We start from the raw sequence: 19,524 nt of genomic DNA on the forward strand, positions 1-19,524 counted from the left end.
ATTGATTGTTTATATATATGTCTGACCTTTGTAAGATATCCTTTCCGAGAACTGATTACCCTCCCCTGACTCTGCAACGTCATCAAAATTTATCTGAACATCTGACGATTCAGAATTCACCTGTATTGTTTGGTTGTCGAACTGGTATTTGTGGAACTTGCTTAGTTGAGGTGATTGGTGATATTCCTCCTCCTCAACCCGATGAACAGGAAATGTTGGAAACATTAGCTCCTAATTATCCAAATGCACGATTAGCTTGCCAAATAGACATGACAGCGAATGTAGAGATTAAGAGGGCTTAAATAAAGAATGAATAAGCTAGGCGGATATACTCCTGTACCTCACCTGCTTCCTGTGCTGCTCGACTGAAACGGAGGTTTTTGTAGTAATCCCTCTTTTATCACTTTCGGGAGAAAATAATCTGGAATGCTTACAGCATAAGACTTTTACCAAAAAACCATGATTTTAGCCATTGTGTTAGAAAATAAACGCTCAATTGCCCGTTATATCTACAGTTCAAAATTTGGCTTTGATTTTTCTTTTCCCAGAGTGACAAAACAGGGTTATTCTTGAAGCTCTTTTCTATGCAGCCTCAATGTAAATTGATATTAACTTTTCTTCTGATGAAGTCCAAAGCGCTTTTGAAGCTTCAGGATGGGATCTGTGATATTGTTCTGCATTGAATCTGCAATGTTCAATTTTGCACTAGCCGCTAGGAGAAAGTTTTATTTAATGGAAACCGCAGTGAAAAAGTCAGATTTTGTCCTGACTCCTTACATGAACAGCAGCGATTTGCGGGCAACTTATCAAATCCTGAATACGGTTGTGCCTTATGTATTTTTATGGTTTTTAGCACACAAAGCAGCAGCTATTTGTGTTTGGTTGCTTGTGCCTACTATAGTCTTGATGACGCTGTTTTCAGCGCGTTGTTTTTCTTTAATGCATGATTGTGGACACTATTCACTGTTTCGTTCAAAAAGGGTTAATCAAATTATCGGTTTTATTCTGGGGGTAATCAACGCGATCCCTCAATATCAGTGGTCAAGAGGACATGCCTATCACCACAAAACCAACGGTGATTGGCAACGCTATCGCGGCCCTAGTGCATTACTCTCTACTGAGGAGTTTGCTCGTCTGAGCCCATCTGCCCAAAGGCGTTATGAACTACTGAGGCACCCATTGATGATCTTTCCAGGAGGTTTTTTCTATGTCGCGATTAAGCCAAGACTCGCCCTGATTGCAGGAACATATGATTTTATCACTCATCTACTGACTTGCTTGCAGCAAGATCCTTCTATGGATTTACCTCGAATCATCTCCTCTCATAAGTCTAGAAATTGGTACACTGCGGCTGAGTTTTGGCATCTGTTGTTCAACAACATTTGTGTAGTCGGCAGCTGGATTTTTCTGGGGTATTTACTGGGATTTGGTTTTTTCGTGAGCGTTTACTCAATCACGCTAACTTGTGCTGGGGCCATCCTCATCTGCGTCTTCTTTGTTCAGCACAACTTTGATGGCTCTTACGCCCACAAAACTGAAGGGTGGGACTATCTCGAAGGAGCAATTAAGGGCAGCAGTTATCTGGAGTTACCCGCCGTTTTAAAGTGGTTTTCCGCCGATATCGGCTACCATAACATTCATCATCTTTGTGACAGAATCCCCAATTACAACCTCCAAGCTTGCCACAATCAAAATATTCACCTGCTTAGGAGTGCAAAAAGGCTGCGAATGGTAGATATTCCTGATTGCTTCAAATACATTCTGTGGGATTGCCCCTCCAATCGCCTTACATCGATAGCATCGTTTCGTCAAGCTGCACAATCCATCGACCTAGAGAGAGCCAACCAGGCGTGAAAAAGCTCTTGAGCAGAGGAGAAAAACCACGCCACTTGCGGGTGGGGTTTCTACCAAGGAAGCGAGGAAGCTATCGTCCACAAGAGGCGTTAGCGTAGCGGGACGAAGTACGGCTTTGAACCTTATCTTTTTCGTAAACAATACCGTTGTTTCAAACGACGGGAGCATCCCAATTTGGCAAAAATAAAAAAATAAAGATTATTCGCGAGTAAATATCGCGAATAATCTGGGGCTTCAATCAAGTAGTTCTTCTGACTTTTGCTGGGAGCAACGCGATTTTTTGAAGTTGGATAAAAAACGAGCGTTCACGTAGTGTGCCGTAGGTATTGCTAAAATATCCAGTTATACCAATTCAAAAAATGTTTGCGACAGATAGATAGGGCATCCACTCCGGAAATCATAGCCAGTCACACTAAGCAGCAATATCTGGGGTCAGTTGGGCAAGAAGTTGAGCAACTTGAGCGCGTAAATTCTCTAAGTTATCGAAAAGTTCCCATTTTAAATCTTGCTTAAGATACTCCCAAACTCGCTCTATAGGATTAAGTTATGGAGAATAAACTGTTTGGAGATAGTTGAGTGTGGTTCTCTTAAAAGGACTCGATTGAATACGAAATCTTCAAAAAATACGAGCGAGCATTAGTTATTTCAGATCATTTGAGCATACCGTATTTCTCCTTACGTGCTAATTTTACTGAATAGCATTTTAATACGGTGATGCCAAGTAGTATCGTAGCTTTTGAGCGAAAACTTCAACATGAGGCGGATACATCATCGTCATGTGATTTCCGGGTACTTCTTCGGTTACTATTTCTGCTAACTCTAACCAATCTTTTTCAGGATGGTAAGGAGTAAAACCATCATCATCTTCAGCAATAAAGAAAATTACTTTTCCTTGATAAGTAGTTGGAACATAATTGTTTCCCAATCGCATCAGTGAAATAAACAGATCGAGAAAATTGCGAAACATGGTTAAATCGCCTTGTGGCACCATAGACTTAGCGATGCGCGATCGCTCCCAAAAATATCGTAATTGCTCATTAGGTTCAAGATTTTGTAAAATCTTTAAGGAAATTCCTTCATCTGACTTTTTGTCCATATCCAACCAGTATGCCATTATTTCTAAGTCTGAGTTGATATGTGTTGGTAGTTCACCACTGATAGGCGTATCAAACAAGGTTAGTAATTCAATTTTTTCCCCTTCTTTTGTCAGTTGTTGTGCCATTTCATAAGCAATAATACCTCCTAAGGACATTCCGCCAATATAATAGGGTCCTTTTGGTTGAATTGTCCGCACTGCGTCAACATAGTGGGTAGCCATTTCCTCAATAGTGTTAAAAGTTCGAGGTTTACTATCCACTTCGGGTACTTGTATTCCGTAAACAGGCTGCTCAGGATCGAGATGATTAGCCAAATCTCGGAAAACAAAAGCTGTCCCGCCAACAGGATGGACTAAGAATAAGGGTTTTTTCAGATCGCTGCCACTATGGAATTTAATTAAGCAGGAAGGAAGTTCTTTTTGTAAAGCTGGAGATGATGGTGAAACTAACTCAGCCAATCCTTCGATAGTGGCAGCATTTAACAAGGAATTTAAGGAAAGCTTGACGTTCAATTTCTTGTTTAATTTAGCAATAAGTTGTATTGCAACGAGGGAATCACCACCTAAATCAAAGAAATTATCGTGCATCCCTATTTTGTCAATGCCTAGCATTTCTTGCCAGACTTGGGTAATAATTTGGTCAATCTGACTTTGTGGAGATTGAGATACTTGATTGTGTCCAGTAGTTAGATTTGAAGATTCGGCTGAATCGTTAGATTCTACTACTAAAAGAATTTCTTTAATTCTGGGTAGAAACTCATAAGTTGATACTGCAACTTGAGATAATCCACTTTGACTAATGCGATTAAAAACCTCTATTCCTTCTTGGGGAAGAATGGCTAGGTCAAAATTAATGATGTCGCTAGATTTGTTTTTTCTTAAGTCTACTGTGTTCACAGCCATACCGACTTCCTGCCAAGTATCCCAGTTGATGCTGGTAGTTAGTCTGTCCTGGGCAGTTTGATATTGAGCATAAGCATCTAAGAAAGCGTTGGCTGCTGTATAGTCTACCTGTCCAAAGTTACCGATGATAGATGTTATGGATGAGCAGAGAATGACAAAATCAAGTTGAGAATTTTTAAAGATGGTATCTATTACTACTGTTCCTTGAACTTTAGGCGCAAGAACCTGATCGGTGATTTCTCTGGTTTTCATCTGGATGATACCACCACCAGGAAGACCAGCAGCATGGATAACTCCATTAATTTTACCAAAGTGATTTTGAGCAGTAGCGATCGCTCTCTCCATTTGTTGTAGATTAGCTACATCAGCTTTCACTACTAAAACTTCAGCCCCGAGTGCTTCTAATTCCTGCACTTTCCTAATTTTGTCACTGGTGCTATCTGCTGCATCATGTTCAGCTAACCATTGTGGCCACTGCTCACGCTCTGGTAAAGCTGTACGTCCGGTTAAAATTAGTTTAGCTTGGACTGTTTTCGCTAAATTCGTTGCCAGTACCAGTCCAATTCCTCCTGTTCCTCCGGTAATCAGATAAATACCTTTAGCTTTAAATTGGGGTGTTTGTGAAGAAGATGGCAATTGTGCAGCTTCAAAAGTTTGTATCCAGCGATGATTCCCCCGATAGGCAATGATATTATCTGCGGATTTTTTGGGTATTTCACTCAGTAATTGTGCAATTAACTTTTGTTCACTATTACTACCACCAGGAGGCAATACCACATCTACACTAGTACAGTGAATATGAGGATATTCTTGAGAAATGACGCGAACAGGCCCGATGATAGTTGCTTTTTCTGGGCAAAGTATTTCTTCGCCATTGACATTTTGTAAATGATTAGAAATAACTAACATTTTCATCTCATCAGTTACATTTTTTTCTCCCAATGCCTGAGCGAGATAAATAAGACTATAAAATCCTAAATTTTGCTGTTTTTCTACTGATTCAATAGTGAAAGATACTTGACTATTAGCTGTTACATTCCACAGATGTAGTACAGCTTGAGGCGTTTTTTTTATTCTGACAAGTTCTTGAATCAAGGCTTGATAATCTTGGGATTCAGAGGGATTAATACTGTAGAGATGACTATCTAACTGATTAAATTTTTCCCCAATTGCTACCTGAATTACTTCTATTTTCTGACTTTCTAATTTTGCAACTAATTGAGAACTCAACCCACATTCATCAACAAATACAAGTATGGGTGATTGAGACGAGGTTAATTGTTGAGAATTAGCAACTTTAATAGACTGTTTCCATGTAGGAACATAGAACCAATCTGCAATATCTGGTTTTTTCTCTTTATCTCGTTGAGGTTCTGTGCTTTGTTTTGAGGGTTCAATCCAATAACGTTTGCGTTCAAAGGGATAGGTAGGTAAGGGAACACGATAATTTTCCCGTTCTCCATAAAATACTGACCAATTAACTTCTAACCCAGCTAACCACATTTGACCCAGATTATTGAGGATGAAACTAACATCAGAGTATTCATCTTGAGGATGACGAACTGAAGTGAGGCTAATTTGCTCTTTTGGTTTATCTGGATGGCGTTTGGCTAAGGTGCTTAATGTGCGTCCTGGGCCTACTTCTAATAAAATTTGGTCTGGGTTATCAAAGAATTGTTTTACCCCATCAGCAAAGCGCACTGCTTGACGCAAATGTTGAGCATAATAGCTGGGGTTAGTAGCTTCTTCAACTGTTATCCAAGTTCCAGTTACATTGGAAACAAAAGGAATTGTAGGAGCGTTGAGGCGAATTTGTTTTACCTTTTCTGTAAAAGGTTCTAAAATATCTTCCATCATTTGCGAATGGAAGGCGTGAGAAGTATGCAGTAAACGACCTTCGATGCCTTTTTCTTCTAACTGTTTGGCAAATGCTTCTATGGCTAGTGTTGTTCCTGAAACGACGCAATTAGAAGGGCTATTAATAACAGCAATTTGGAGAGAAGTTTCCTCTAATAGTGGTTGTACTTCGTCTTCAGGTAGGGGAACGGCTAACATTGAACCTGATGGCATTGACTGCATTAGTTGCCCCCGTATGGTAACTAAGCTCAAAGCATCTTCTAAGCTGAAGATTCCGGCTAATGTTGCTGCCACATATTCTCCAACACTATGACCAATCATGGCTACGGGTTTTATTCCCCAGTGCATCCATAATTGAGCTAAGGCGTATTCAATGATAAATAATGCTGGTTGGGTAATTGCAGTTTGTGTTAGTTTCTCTGTAGCAATTTCGATTTGGTCTTCATGGGGATAGAGAATGTCTCGTAAGTCAAAGTCTAAATGAGATTTCAGAAGCTCACAGCACCGATCAACTTGTTCTTGGAAATAGACTTCAGTTTTATAAAGTTCCTTTGCCATATTGACATACTGCGAACCTTGTCCTGAAAACATGAATACCACAGAGCGAGATTTGACATCTCCAGAATTGGTTAAAACTTGTTTTGGCGCAAGATTATTTAAAGTATTAACAGCTTCTTTGCCATCAGCAACAACAGCAATACGCCGATAATTAAAAGCTGTGCGTCCTACAGTTAAGGTATAAGCAACATCCGCTAAATTAACTTCGGGATGCTGTTTTAAATGATTAGCTAAATTGATAGTTACATTGTCTAAAGCTGAAGGAGTCTTCGCAGAAAGCAAGAGTAATTGCTGCTTTTCCTTACCTTGATTGGGGGGAGTTAAGGGAGGTTGTTCCCATTCTTCTAATACTACATGAGCATTAGTACCACCAAAGCCAAAAGAACTCACACCTGCACGACGAGGACTGTCGTTTCTTTCCCATTCCGTCAACTTGGTATTAACGTAAAATGGACTGTTTTCAAAATCAATCTCAGGATTAGGCTTTTGAAAATGAAGACTAGGAGGAATCTGTTGATGTTTCAGTGCCAAAACAGTTTTAATCAAACCAGCAATTCCTGCTGCTGAAACTATATGTCCAATATTTGTCTTCACCGAACCAATGGCACAATACCCTTTCTTCTCGGTATTGGCTCGAAAAGCTTGAGTGAGAGCCGCAATTTCAATAGGGTCACCTAAAGGCGTTCCAGTACCATGTGCTTCAATATAAGTAATTGTTTCTGGATCAATATCTGCTACTTCCTGAGCTTCGGTAATAACTGCTGCTTGACCATCAACACTAGGAGCAGTGAAGCTAACTTTAAAACTACCATCATTATTAATAGCAGAACCTTTAATAACGGCATGAATATAGTCTCCATCAGCTAATGCCTCTGTTAACATTTTGAGGACAACAATACCAACGCCATCGCCAAAAATTGTTCCTTTTCCTTCGGCATCAAAAGCACGGCAATGTCCATCGGGGGATAACATTAACCCTTCTTGATATAAATATCCTATTTTTTGAGGGACTAAAACTGAAACGGCACCTGCTAGAGCAATGTCACATTCACCATTTAACAAACTTTGACAGGCTGTATGAACAGCAACAAGAGAAGTAGAACAGGCAGTTTGTACATTAACAGCCGGCCCTTTTAAGTTCAATTTGTAAGCAACTCTTGTGGTTAAAAAATCTGTCCCATTTCCAATTGCTACTGGTATGTATTGAACTGAATCCCATAAACGACCTGCATTAAACTCTTTATTATTGATGTTGTTGAGTAAGTATGTACTTATTCCTGAGCCACCATAAATCCCAATAGAAAAGTCATCTGTTGTTTTATAGCCGGCATTTTCTAACGCTTCCCAGGCACATTCTAGAAATATTCTCTGTTGCGGATCAATTATTGTAGATTCTCTGGCACTATAACCAAAGAAAGAGGCATCAAAATTTTCAACATCAGGTAAAACTGGAGCAGCTTTGACATAGTTAGTGTCATTTAATAGGCTGGTTTCTACTCCTACTGAACGCAATTCTTCATCAGACAAAAAAGAAATTGACTCTACTCCATTCCGCAGATTTTGCCAAAATTCTGTTACATTTTTGGCTCCAGGAAAACGTCCTGCCATGCCAATAATGGCAATTGCTGATTTATTAGTGGAATCCGATAGATTAAATGCAATCATGTTGATACTTTCCTAGAATTACAATCAATTTTTTTGTTAATTGGTTGCGGCTTTTTCAGAATTAAAATTGTCTCCTCAAAATATCCACACTCTTGTTAGAGATTTCTAAATAAAAAAATATCCCAAAATTTGTTGTGGTGCAGATATCTTGCCTGCACCACAAGATTGGGCAGGATGCCCATCTCACAAGATTGGATTATCTTTTTTGTGGAATTCTCTTAATGTTAATCATGGTTTTTGCGTCTTTGGCGCTGTTGATCGTTTTCCTCTCGACGGTTGAGACGTTTTGAAGCCCGTTCTTTGCTCGTATTAGACTTAGAAACTAAACTCTGAACTTGACCTTGATTTAAGGAGGGACTGAGATGTTCGGCTAAACTATGAATTGTGGGAAATTGAAATAATTGAACAATTGAGATTTTTTGCTCTAATGCTTCTAACAATTTCTGACTTACTTGAGCCATCAATAAGGAGTGACCTCCTAAATCAAAGAAATTGTCGTGAATTCCTACCTTGTCAATTTGAAGAGTATCTTGCCAAACTCTAGCAATTATATTTTCGATTTCATTTTGAGGTTTGACATAAGCCGTTTCTATTTGCGATCGCCCAATTTCAGGTGCAGGTAAAGCACGGCGATCAACTTTGCCGTTAGGAGTTAGGGGCATTGCTTCCAACAGGACAAAAGAGGAAGGCAGCATATAGTCGGGGAGTTTGGTCTTCAGGAAAGAAAGCAGGTTGCGTGTGATTGTACGCTGTAAAATTTTCAACAATTCCTGCTTTTCTAAAAGATGCTTCACACTTTGACGAATCTGTTGAAGTTGGGGCGCTGTGAGTTGAAAGGAGATCCCTGCTTGTGGACTACGCCACCATATAACGATTCCTGTCAGGGAAGAATTTTCTTCCTCACCAGGCAATCTTAGATTCAGGGTAATCTGCTGTCCTGAAGAAATTTCTGGTGGGTTAGCAGAAGTGAAAGTTAAACCAACACCATTTTGTGAGATATCTTCAGTCTGAATTGCCCAGGTTTGATCATCAAAAACCAAAGACCCCTCAGTCTGATAAGGTAGGCGATCGGGAATTATTTTAGAAACAAAATAGGCAACTAAACGTTTATCCCCTGGAATATCTTCTCTGGCTATGACCACTGCTTCTTCCACATCAGGATGTTGATGAAGTACCGCTTCAATTTCTTCGAGTTCGATGCGGAAACCACGAATTTTCACTTGGTGATCAATACGCCCTACAAATTCAATATTTCCATTCGGCAGCCAGCGGGCAAGATCCCCAGTCCTGAACAATCTTTCTTCTGCTGCTGTTTTACTGTTGTTGTTGCTTTTCGTAAACTGGTTAAGGATAAACTTTTGCTGCGTTAACTCAGGTAGATTTAAATACCCTGCCGCTACCCCATCTCCGCCTACATATAGTTCACCTGTGATACCTTGCGGCTGAGGATTACCATACTTGTCCAGGATATAAATTTGCGTGTTTGCAATCGGTTTTCCTATGGAAACTATATTTTTTTGCAGATATTCTTCTATGTCTGCAAAAAAATCAGCTTTTGGAGCCGCTGCTAACTGCAGATGTATTGTTTTTAGGAGTGCGGCAGCTTCCGTATCGCTTGAGCCAATTCTTTTTACCGGAATATTTTTTAGATCATCAAATTTTTCTTGACTTTTTGCTTCAATTTGATTTGCAATTCTTAGTTGATCCTCAAGAACACTGTGTAAGTCTGCGGCGGTGGTATTCGGATTACATAAAACCGCCCGAAATACAACAATTTCTTGAGCTTTACCAGAAGAAGTGTCCATCAGAATGGTCTTAGATACAAAGGTTTGTCCTTGTTCAAATTGTTCTCTTTGTATCTGTGTATTGAGTTGATTGATTCTGTGGATATCGTCATCGAGTAAGGCTTTTTGTAGGGCTTTGGTTCTTAAATCTTCGGGAATGTAGCGATAATTAACAATATTCAACACTGGTTCCATTATGAGTTCAAATGGTTCTAATAGTTGAATAAGTCTGGCAAAATATTGCGCCTTCTCTATGCTATTGTCAATCAGAATTTCATATCCTCTTTTACCGATAATATGAAGTGCTCCGTGTAAGCATAACGACAGTGCCGAACGTGACCCCTCAATCGTGAATCGTCCCATATCGAAAGTATCTCGCTGAGACTGATAACGGGCTGTGGTTTCGGCAAATCTTAACATTTGCGGATCTTTAAACAGACAAACACTAATCCCCTGCGGTAGGTATAACTGTTTATGCCCACAAATAGTTATAGAATCAGCTTTGTTGATGCCTTTCAATTTTCCTTTATGTTTTTCAGAAAATATCGTTGCACCACCCCAAGCAGCATCCACATGAAAATGAATACCGAATTCCCGAGCAATATCGGCTAGTTCAGATAATGGATCAATTTCACCAGTTTCTGTTGTGCCAGCAATACCTACGATTGCCAGGATGTAAAGCTTATTTCTCCTACATTCGTAAATTTTTTCTTTGAGATGATTAATATCTAGCTTGGCGTTATCATTACTGTCAATGAAAATAATATTGTCTGTCCCCAGACCCAACATTGAACCTGCTTTATTAAAAGAGTAATGCATCAGCCGAGAGCCAATGATAACGATATCGTTATATCCTTTCTGATGCAAAACCTTGTAAAGACTTTCTGTTGATAAATCATCGGAATTTTCTTGCCTTAATAATCTGGAATTTCTTGCACACAATAATGCAGTAATATTGGCAGTGGTTCCACCAGTTGTGATAATTCCTAGATTTCGACTTTTATGTTGAATATTTTCTTGATAAAATTCATCTGAAAAGCGATAGAGCAGGCGATGCAATATAGCGATCGCTTCCCGCTCCAAAAATATTAAAGATTTTGATGTCTCAATTTTAACCAAATTTTGGTTCAATCGCGAAATCATCTTACTCATATCATGCATAAAATCGGGCAAGGCAGATGTCATATGCCCAATAAATGTAGGAGTCCCCGTATTGATCGTATATGGAAGCACCTCTTGGGAAAATTTATCGTAATAGTCGTCAACTGTTAAAGGCTGCAACGGTAACTCACTCCGTTGAAACTTTGTCGCTAGTATTTCTGGACTCACGCCAGGCTTCGTAAAAGGCTGTTGTTGAACCCCAAACACTGAGTTTTTGGTTGCACCATGAACAACTTCAGGTTTAAAATATTGCAGTATTCTTTGGCGCGTCTCCCACGGATTGACTTCAAAGCAGGTAACATCAGCAGCAACTTCTGAAGAGCCGTAAAGATTGAACAACCTAGCAGAGTTGATTTTCTGGTGAAATGCTTTAGCTAAGGTTAAAGGCAGGGCTTCACCACTGCAAAAGACATATTTGAGGTATCGAAGTTGTGTGAGTTGTTGAGGCGTATTTTCTAGCATCGCTTTGAGCAGCGATGGCACGAGCACAATTCTAGTAATTTTTTGCTCACTTAACAGGCTCATTAGTTGGGGAATGTCTGCTCGGATGTGATTTGGCACAATCACGAGTGGAATCCCTTTCAGAAGAGGAGAAAATATTTCTGCTACATGATCGACGAAATTAATGGAGGTTTTCTGTACACAAATCTCATCTGCCGCAAATGGTAGGGTTTCCCACATCCAATGCAAACGATTGATAATGCCACGAATTTTGCCGAGGACAGCTTTGGGTTTTCCAGTAGAACCGGACGTATAGATTGCGTATGCTAGGTCATCCAGTATGGTTTTATTTTCCAGATTTTCAACACTTTCCCTACCAATGGCATCCCTATCCCTGTCCAGATAGACTATATGGGCGTGTTGAGGGGGAATATTTACGGTCAGATTGCCCTGAATCAACAGTACCTTAACATTCGCATCTGCCAACATATAACTCAACCGTTCTTGAGGATATTCCGGGTCTAATGGCACATAAGCACCACCAGCTTTGAGTATCCCCAGCAGTCCTACGACCAGATCTATAGAAGGCTGTAAACAAATACCTACCAGCACCTCTTGTTTCACACCCAGGCTTTGCAAGTAATGTGCTAGTTGGTTTGCTTTTTGATTTAACTGCCGATACGTTAACATCTGGTTTTCAAACATCACCGCTACAGCATCTGGTGTTTTCTCTGTTTGATCTTCAAACAACTGATGAATACATTTATCTGCGGCATAATCACACTTAGTATCATTCCATTCCACCAACAATTGATGACATTGTGAATCAGTCAGCAAAGGTAATTTTGTCAGATATTGATCTGGATTAACAACAATTGCTTGCAGCAAACATTCAAAATGTCCCAGCCATCGCTTGATTGTTTCTGGAGCAAACAAATCAGTGTTATAAAAACAATCTAATACCAACTCATCTTCTGTTTCTATGACATTACAATGAAGATCGTAATTAGTAAAACTGAACGGTTGAGGGAATAAACTGGTCTTTAATTCAAAGAACTGTGCTTTAAGAGGTTGGTCTAAATTAAATGTTGTTGTGACAAGAGGGGAGCTACGGTTGAAATTCAGTTTGTTGATTAATTTGGCAAAAGGATAATCTTGATGTTCGTAAGCATCTGACAATTTCTTGTTGATAGTTTTGAGATAATCTGAAAATTTTGGCTCTCCAACAATATGGCTACGTATAAGTAATGTGTTTGAACAGTAGCCCACAAGATTCTCACTACCTTTAAGCGATCGCCCTGCCGTAGGAATACCTACCAAAATGTCATCTTGATCTGTCAGTCGATGTAACAGCACCGTGTATGCTGAGAACAGTATCATAAACAAGGTATAACCTTTTTCCTGACTAACCTTTTTGATTTGAGAACAAAGGTTAGCATCTAGCTTGACAGTTTCTTTACTACCGTTATAGGTCTTGATGGAAGGACGAGTCCAGTCAGTTGGTATATCTAAAACAGGGATTGATTCAGCAAATTGTTCCAACCAGTAAGATTCATGGCCTACCATATCTTCAGTGTTGAAAGCTTGAGTTTGCAACTCTATGTATTCCCTGAATTGCAAAGGTGAATCGAGTGTGCAATCAATACCCTGACACTCTGATGAATACAAAGCGCTTAATTCTTGTAAAATTAAACTCACTGACCAATCATCAATAATAATGTGATGAGTAGTCATCACCAGAAAATGCAACTGTTCTTCTAGCCGGAGAAGATAAAAACGGAAAAGAGGCCCCTGAGTAAAATCAAAAGGTTCCCGGCTCTGTTTACGAAGCCATTCAGCTACTTTTGAATCACGTTCAACAAGACCAATGTTGGAGAAATCGACTAAAGGAACATCTACCTTTAAAGAAGGCTGGATTCGCTGAGAATCGTCTTCTTGGCTGATAGTGGTTCGCATAGCCTCATGGCGATTTACAACTTTCTGGATTGCCCGCTCCATCGCTGAGAAATTCAACAAACCATGCAATTGCAAGCTAATAGATTTATTGTATTTAATAGAACCTTCGGTTCCTAGTTGGCACAAAATCCACAGTTGCTTTTGTGCTTCACTTAAAGGGATAATTTCAGATGTTGCAACGATCTGATCACATCTCTTTATTTGAGACTGAGAGATTTCACTTAACTTTTGGGTATCCATATAGAAGCTTTCTTGTTTAGGAACGTTGATTAAATAACCTGCAATTCTAATTGTTGTTGTGGTTGAGCTAAGTAAAGTGACAATCAAAGATTACATTGGACACAACCTCAATTTGGTTCTACTCAGGCAGCAGAGCGGTGGAGCGACCTGATGCCCTCTGAGGGTGACAACCTACTGATAAAGCTTGCTGCATAAGGGATAGGGCATAGAAACTACGCTGAAAATAGAACCGTTTATGGGGTTTGAGCGCAATCAGACTCAGAACCTAATCTGCCCATAATTCCATCCCGTAACGCCCAGAGATGCTGCAAACTGTTCTTGTGTTAGTCCGGTCAAGATACGGAGTTCACGAATGAGCTTACCAACTTCTGGTTGATTTATTACCAAAGGTTTTTTAGCCGTCATCTAGTTCATAGTTCATCACATGGCGTAACAGGTGTTATATATTATTTGCTACATCTTATTCACGGAAAAGCTGACTGGTAATCCGTTGATATACGAAACTCGTAAAAAAGACTCTCTTTTTATCGAAAAAATCAATCGCGTATTACACAGAAGGAGGGATTTCTCAGGTGATATTTTTTCATGTAATCTCTACTTGTCTAATTACTATGCAAAAGACGATGACACGATGACCTGCATAATCAATTAATGCACAACTTGCGTGGGGTTGAGGATAGTGAAGTAATAAAATATTTATTGGGATATCAAAATCAACAAGTAGCTGATGTTATGACAGCTTATGTCAAGCATGTCAAACAACACTTTTTGAACGCAATTAATCATTTTAAATTGGCTTACAAAAAAGAGAAGTTGCTTAAAAGGCTTCAAGAAATAGCAGATTCTCTGATTTGATTGAAAGACAGAATAGGGAGAAGAATGCATAGCTTGCAGCCTTTGGCATCGCCTCCATAAAATTCAAGCGAGGAAAAAATAGTAATACTGCGGTACTTGTACTAAGAGTAAGAGCGATGCCAAAGGTGGCAAGCTATGTACCCCCTTAGTTTGGGAATCCTAGTAATAAAATATGGGGTGATGGGGCCGCTCTCTGGAAGAGGATGTTTGAAAAGTTCCAAGTTGGACAGTAACAAATTAAATGGCGTTGAAACAAATAGAAGAACAGAGCGATAAGCCTGACGGTAAGACCATCTTGCTTAAAATTACACATATCTTGGCTAAATAGCAAAGAGGGTTAATTCAAGATAATTTATCTAAAAATGCCCTAATTTCCCAAACTATCCATTTTTTTTCAGATGTGCTTAATAATGAAGCAAAGCGATATTTTCGGAGTGTTTGATTAAATACTGAAACCGTAATTGGCTGCATCGGTTTGGCAATAATATCCTTAATGTCTAATACATACTCATGACAATTTTGAAAAGACCAAACTAATAACCACCGCTTTAAGTAAAATCCATTTTGGTTAATTTTAATTCTAGTTTTTGAGATGGGACTGAGTACATAATCGGCAATCCTTGGCAAAAGCAAGAATAAATATATGTAGAAGAAAAGGCAGATAAAAAGAAATCCAAATAGATTAAAAACAGATAAGTATTCAAAAATTAATACCCAGAAAGTGAGTAAAAATAATCCATTTCCTAGCAAGAGAATAATAGGAATCAACCAACTAGTATAGTGACGTAATTGCTCGGGAGGAATTTCTATAGTTAATTCTGCTTCGGTTTTATGGAAGATAATAGAACTGTTTTTTGGTCGCTGGGATCTTGTTAAAGACAAATGGGATATAACATCTGGAATCTGTTTTTCTCCTCGCAATACAGCTAAGGCTAAATTGGCTGAGAGAAATCTGTCATCACTGACTGGCTCCAGGATAATGTCCAACCAGTTAGCAAAATCTGGGGAAATGCGAACATGGGGACGGAAATCTATTTTGAGATGGCGCTGTGGTAAATCTGCTGGGGATTTTCCAGTCAGCAAGAAAAGTAGTGTAGTTCCCAAGCCATATAAATCTGTTGCTAACACAGCTTGTCCGCGAAACTGTTCAGGAGCCATATAGCCATAGGTTCCTACTACTGTGCTGCCACCTGTGACTGTATTGTGATAGGTATCTTGTACTGCACCAAAATCTACTAAAAATATATCTCCCTGATCTTTTGCTGTTGGGGAAAAGTTGAGGATAATATTCTGAGGCTTAATATCGCGGTGAATAACTGGGGGTTTGAGGGATTGTAAGTAAATCAGAATTTCTAAAACTTGTATGGCGATGTGTCGAACTTGCTTTTCTTGGGGTTTCCAACCATTTTCTATTAATGTGGCTAGAGATTTACCTGGCGCAAGTTGTTGAGCAATATAAAAGAATCTGTCAGAGCCTGTGTCTACTTGAAAATAATCTAGATAGCGAGGAATTGCTAGATGATAGAGTTGGGAGAGAATTTTTGCTTCTCTTTCAAACAATTCTATTTTTTTCCAGTCACTCATCCGCCGGAATGACAAAGCTTTCAGCGCCACGCGATGGTCGCTTTGCGAACCGGCGTTCGCGTAGCGTCTCGCAGAGAAGCCATCGCCACTCTCTAAATCTTCGGCTGCATACGTAATACCTACCCCACCTTGTCCCAAAATTTCTAAGATGCGGTAGCGTTGTTGAATTATGTCTCCTGGTTGATGTATTAATTCCATAGATGCTTGATTTCTGGTTACTCCTTCGCGCCGTTCTTTTTCAAAATGTCGGCGATCGCCTGATTCTCTGAAGAGAGTTTTTTATCTTTTGGATCGCCAATATACTTTTTAGAGATCAATTGCAATGGTGTGTTACCATCTTTATCCTCAGCGTTGACATTTGCGCCCTGTTTCAGCAATTGTTCGATAGTTGTTGTTTCGTAACTGTAACTTAATACTGCTTGATGCAGTGGAGTTCTGCCTTGATTATCTGTGGCGTTGATATTCACTCCCCCTTTAATTAGCTGTTGGATAAGTTGAGGGTCTGTGTTAACTCTGCCATAGACTGACTGATTAGTTTTAGATATGGCTAAATGTAGTAAAGTTGCACCACTGCGATCGCGCTGATTGATATCTCCACCTGATTTGAGCAGTAGTTTGATGATTTGCAGTTGGGAGTTTTGCACTGCTAATTGTAGAGGGGTTTTACCTTCTTGATTCTGGAGGTTAATATCTGCACCTTTAGCAATTAACATTTCGGCTATTTGGTAGTTATCTCTCGGAATATATGGATTGAATGGATCAAGAAATAGTAGGTGTAAGGGTGTATTACCCTGACGATCTGGAAGTTTCACATCCGCACCTTGAGTGATTAAAAATTTCGTTCCCTCAAGGTTATAACGACGAATTGTGCATACTAACAAAGACATCCGCTCATTGTCACCATTCGGCGATGACTCCATCACTAAAGCATTGGCATTATGTACTTGGTGATAATAGTCTTTGATAGTATCAATATTTTCACATATATTAGAAAGTGGTATAATTCCAAACATACCCAAGATTAGCCATTTGTGAGCATTCAGCAGAGCGATCGCCATTGTCGATGTAGCAATAGTTGCTCCTACTCCAGCGATGGTTTTCCAAGATATAGGAGTGCTGGCCTTAGCAGCGATCGCCTGCTCACCACTTAAAGCTGCTAAAGCTTCAACAGCAGAACTAAAACGTTCTTCCACATCCGGCTCTAACATTTTCTCTAACCAGTCAGCAAATTCATCACTAATCTGCACATGGTGACGAAAGTCAATCTTCAGCCGTTCCATTGGCAAATCAGCCGGAGAACGGTGCGTTAGTAAGAAAAGTATCGTTGCTCCCAAACCATACAAATCAGTAGCAGGTACAGCTTGCCCCCGAAACTGCTCTGGAGCCATATAACCATATGTTCCTACTACCGTACTACCACGCATAAAGGTATTATAATAGGTATTCTGTACTGCACCAAAATCTACTAAGTAAACCTTTCCATCATCACGGCGGATAATATTTTGGGGTTTGATGTCCCGATGGATCACAACGGGATTGAGGGAGTGGAGATAGACGAGAATTTCTAAGATTTGCGTGGCTATATATCTAACTTCTTCTTCTGTAGTGCGCCAACCATCAGCAATTAAGGCTGCTAAAGATTTTCCTGGCGCTTGTGCTTGGACTATGTAGAAACAATGCTCTAATGTAGTCTCTGTGTGAAAATAGCCTAGATAACTGGGAATTGCCTGATGATGGAGTTGTGCGAGAATTTTCGCCTCTCGTTCAAACAACTCCATCAGCTTCCAATCATTCAACCGATGCAGTGATAAGGCTTTCAATGCTACCAACTGATGGCTATCTGTATCAAGAGCTAAGTATGTAGTACCGCTACCACCTTCCCCCAAAATTTTGATGATACGGTATCGCTCGGCAACAATATCTTCTGGTTGATGCAGCAGTTCCATAGGATTTACACAGTTGGCATAGCGGTGTTGATGATTTATGCTACACCTTGGGTTGAGTAAATTCCAGTAGCTTGCGTCCAGCTTGACCGAAGAGATTTTAGATTTTAGATTTTAGATTAAATCTAAAATCTAAAATCTAAAATCCAAAATTGTCTCGGTCATCACCTTCACTCCAGGTTTACCCAAACTGCCCATTTTTTCCAGTAGGCTTTGTACAATTTCCATATAGCTATCGTAAGGAGTGCTTGTTTCTTCTAATCAGCACCCTAATGGATCGATAGCTTTCTTGTCGATTGGTTCAACTCAAAACTGTCCGGAGTATTGACATATGAACTCCACCTGTTAAATCAAGATGATTTTCTGATCTGGGATATAACTAGGGAAAACATGATTTAGTGTTGTTTGATCAAGCTGTAAGTGACGTTGTAAAACCCCAGAAATTACATCTCGAAAATCGGTAGCGATCGCTAAGTCTCTATTCTGGTAAAGTTGGGCTGTTGCTAATCCAGGCCATTCACCATAAACTTTACCACCGCGCACTTTGCCACCCATCACCCACATTACATTCCCATGTCCGTGATCGGTGCCACCGTTACCATTTTCTTGTACTGTGCGGCCAAATTCAGACATCACTAAAATTGCTGTATTTTGGTAAATTGGCCCTAGGGTTTTTACCATCACAGCTAAACCCTCTGCTAATTTTTTCAATCTTTGGGCTAATTGTCCTTGACTACCACCTTGATTCACATGGGTATCCCAACCACCCACAGCCATAAACCCTAACTCAACTTGAGAATCTTTAACCATCAGTTGGGCTAACCGTTGAGCATTTCTAGCAAAAGCATCTGGTAATGGCGCGCCATTATTTGCCATCTTCATTTCCGCATCCAAATCTTTCATGATGGCTTGATGCGCCATCCGTCCTTCTTGATAAGTTTGGCTTAAACGATCATGACCGCCATAAAGTCTGTCAAATGCTGCACCTATCTGTGGGCGATCTAGTAACAGAGAATTATTTCCTCTTCTCCCTGATGGTAAACTGGCTACCGACATTTGACCATGCAAAATCTGTGGAATTGTTTCTCCGACATTCACTGCTTGGATGGGTGTTTTGTGGGAAATAGTAGCTAATAAACGATTCATCCAACCATCCCCAGTCTTCTTTGTCCCAGGAATGCCGCTTTCCATATAATATTGAGCATCAAAGTGGGAGCGGGTGGGATCGGGAGAACCACAAGCATGGACAAATGCCAGATTACCCTGTTCCCAGAGAGGCATCAAGGAACTTAAGGCTGGATGTAAGCCAAAATTTCCATCTAAATCTAGAACTCCTCCTGGTTTTCCTGGTTGGGGGATAGCAATTTTTGGTCTTGCTTGATAATAAGCTGTCTCTGAGTAGGGAACCACCACGCTTAAGCCATCAACTGCGCCACGGAGAAAAATCACAATCAAGCGTTTTTGATTGTTATTCTTGCTAGCAGATCTAGCAACCCAAGCATTAGTTCCTATGGCGGCTATGGCTGAGGCGGAAAACATTCCTGCTTGCAAGAGAAAGTTGCGTCTTTTCATATAATTTTGGTTTTGTGGATTAAGCACCAAGTTCTGAGGTAGAAGATTTCTGTTT

9 protein-coding genes are annotated in these 19,524 nt (G+C 39.9%); 3 read left to right on the forward strand and 6 right to left on the reverse strand.

The features are described from left to right. The first annotated feature begins 17 nt into the window (after positions 1–17). Complete coding sequence (locus tag HGR01_RS17815) at positions 18–302, forward strand: 2Fe-2S iron-sulfur cluster-binding protein (RefSeq protein WP_045867391.1); 285 nt, start codon at positions 18–20, stop codon at positions 300–302. Between the two features lie 388 nt (positions 303–690). Further along, positions 691–1,854: a fatty acid desaturase gene (locus HGR01_RS17820; RefSeq protein ID WP_264267030.1), complete on the forward strand. Its 1,164-nt coding sequence runs from the start codon at positions 691–693 to the stop codon at positions 1,852–1,854. A 703-nt stretch (positions 1,855–2,557) separates the two neighbouring features. Here the strand turns inward: HGR01_RS17820 and HGR01_RS17825 are convergent. The 3 genes from HGR01_RS17825 to HGR01_RS17835 form a co-directional block, all read right to left on the reverse strand. After that, positions 2,558–7,933, reverse strand: coding sequence for a type I polyketide synthase (locus HGR01_RS17825; protein ID WP_045867392.1), 5,376 nt, complete (start codon positions 7,931–7,933; stop codon positions 2,558–2,560). Positions 7,934–8,157: 224 nt separating this feature from the next. After that, entirely contained in the window at positions 8,158–13,515 is a 5,358-nt protein-coding gene (locus HGR01_RS17830; protein ID WP_210403052.1) for an aminotransferase class V-fold PLP-dependent enzyme, read from the reverse strand. Between the two features lie 258 nt (positions 13,516–13,773). Continuing rightward, complete coding sequence (locus tag HGR01_RS17835) at positions 13,774–13,920, reverse strand: helix-turn-helix domain-containing protein (protein WP_210403053.1); 147 nt, start codon at positions 13,918–13,920, stop codon at positions 13,774–13,776. A gap of 246 nt (positions 13,921–14,166) precedes the next feature. Here HGR01_RS17835 and HGR01_RS17840 point away from each other — a divergent pair, with 246 nt between their 5' ends. Continuing rightward, positions 14,167–14,370: a hypothetical protein gene (locus HGR01_RS17840; protein ID WP_045867393.1), complete on the forward strand. Its 204-nt coding sequence runs from the start codon at positions 14,167–14,169 to the stop codon at positions 14,368–14,370. A 342-nt stretch (positions 14,371–14,712) separates the two neighbouring features. Here HGR01_RS17840 and HGR01_RS17845 read toward each other — a convergent pair whose 3' ends face one another. From HGR01_RS17845 to HGR01_RS17855, 3 genes are all read right to left on the reverse strand, one after another. After that, positions 14,713–16,152 (reverse strand): serine/threonine protein kinase, encoded by a 1,440-nt coding sequence (locus HGR01_RS17845; protein ID WP_045867394.1) that lies wholly within the window; start codon positions 16,150–16,152, stop codon positions 14,713–14,715. A 17-nt stretch (positions 16,153–16,169) separates the two neighbouring features. After that, complete coding sequence (locus HGR01_RS17850) at positions 16,170–17,900, reverse strand: protein kinase domain-containing protein (protein ID WP_063749800.1); 1,731 nt, start codon at positions 17,898–17,900, stop codon at positions 16,170–16,172. Positions 17,901–18,242: 342 nt separating this feature from the next. Next, positions 18,243–19,469 carry a DUF1501 domain-containing protein gene (locus HGR01_RS17855; protein ID WP_045867395.1) on the reverse strand — a complete coding sequence of 409 codons (1,227 nt, stop codon included), beginning with the start codon at positions 19,467–19,469 and terminating at the stop codon, positions 18,243–18,245. Between the last annotated feature and the right edge of the window lie 55 nt (positions 19,470–19,524).

It is taken from the genome of Tolypothrix sp. PCC 7712, assembly GCF_025860405.1.
In the GTDB taxonomy this organism is placed as follows: Bacteria; Cyanobacteriota; Cyanobacteriia; order Cyanobacteriales; family Nostocaceae; genus Aulosira; species Aulosira diplosiphon.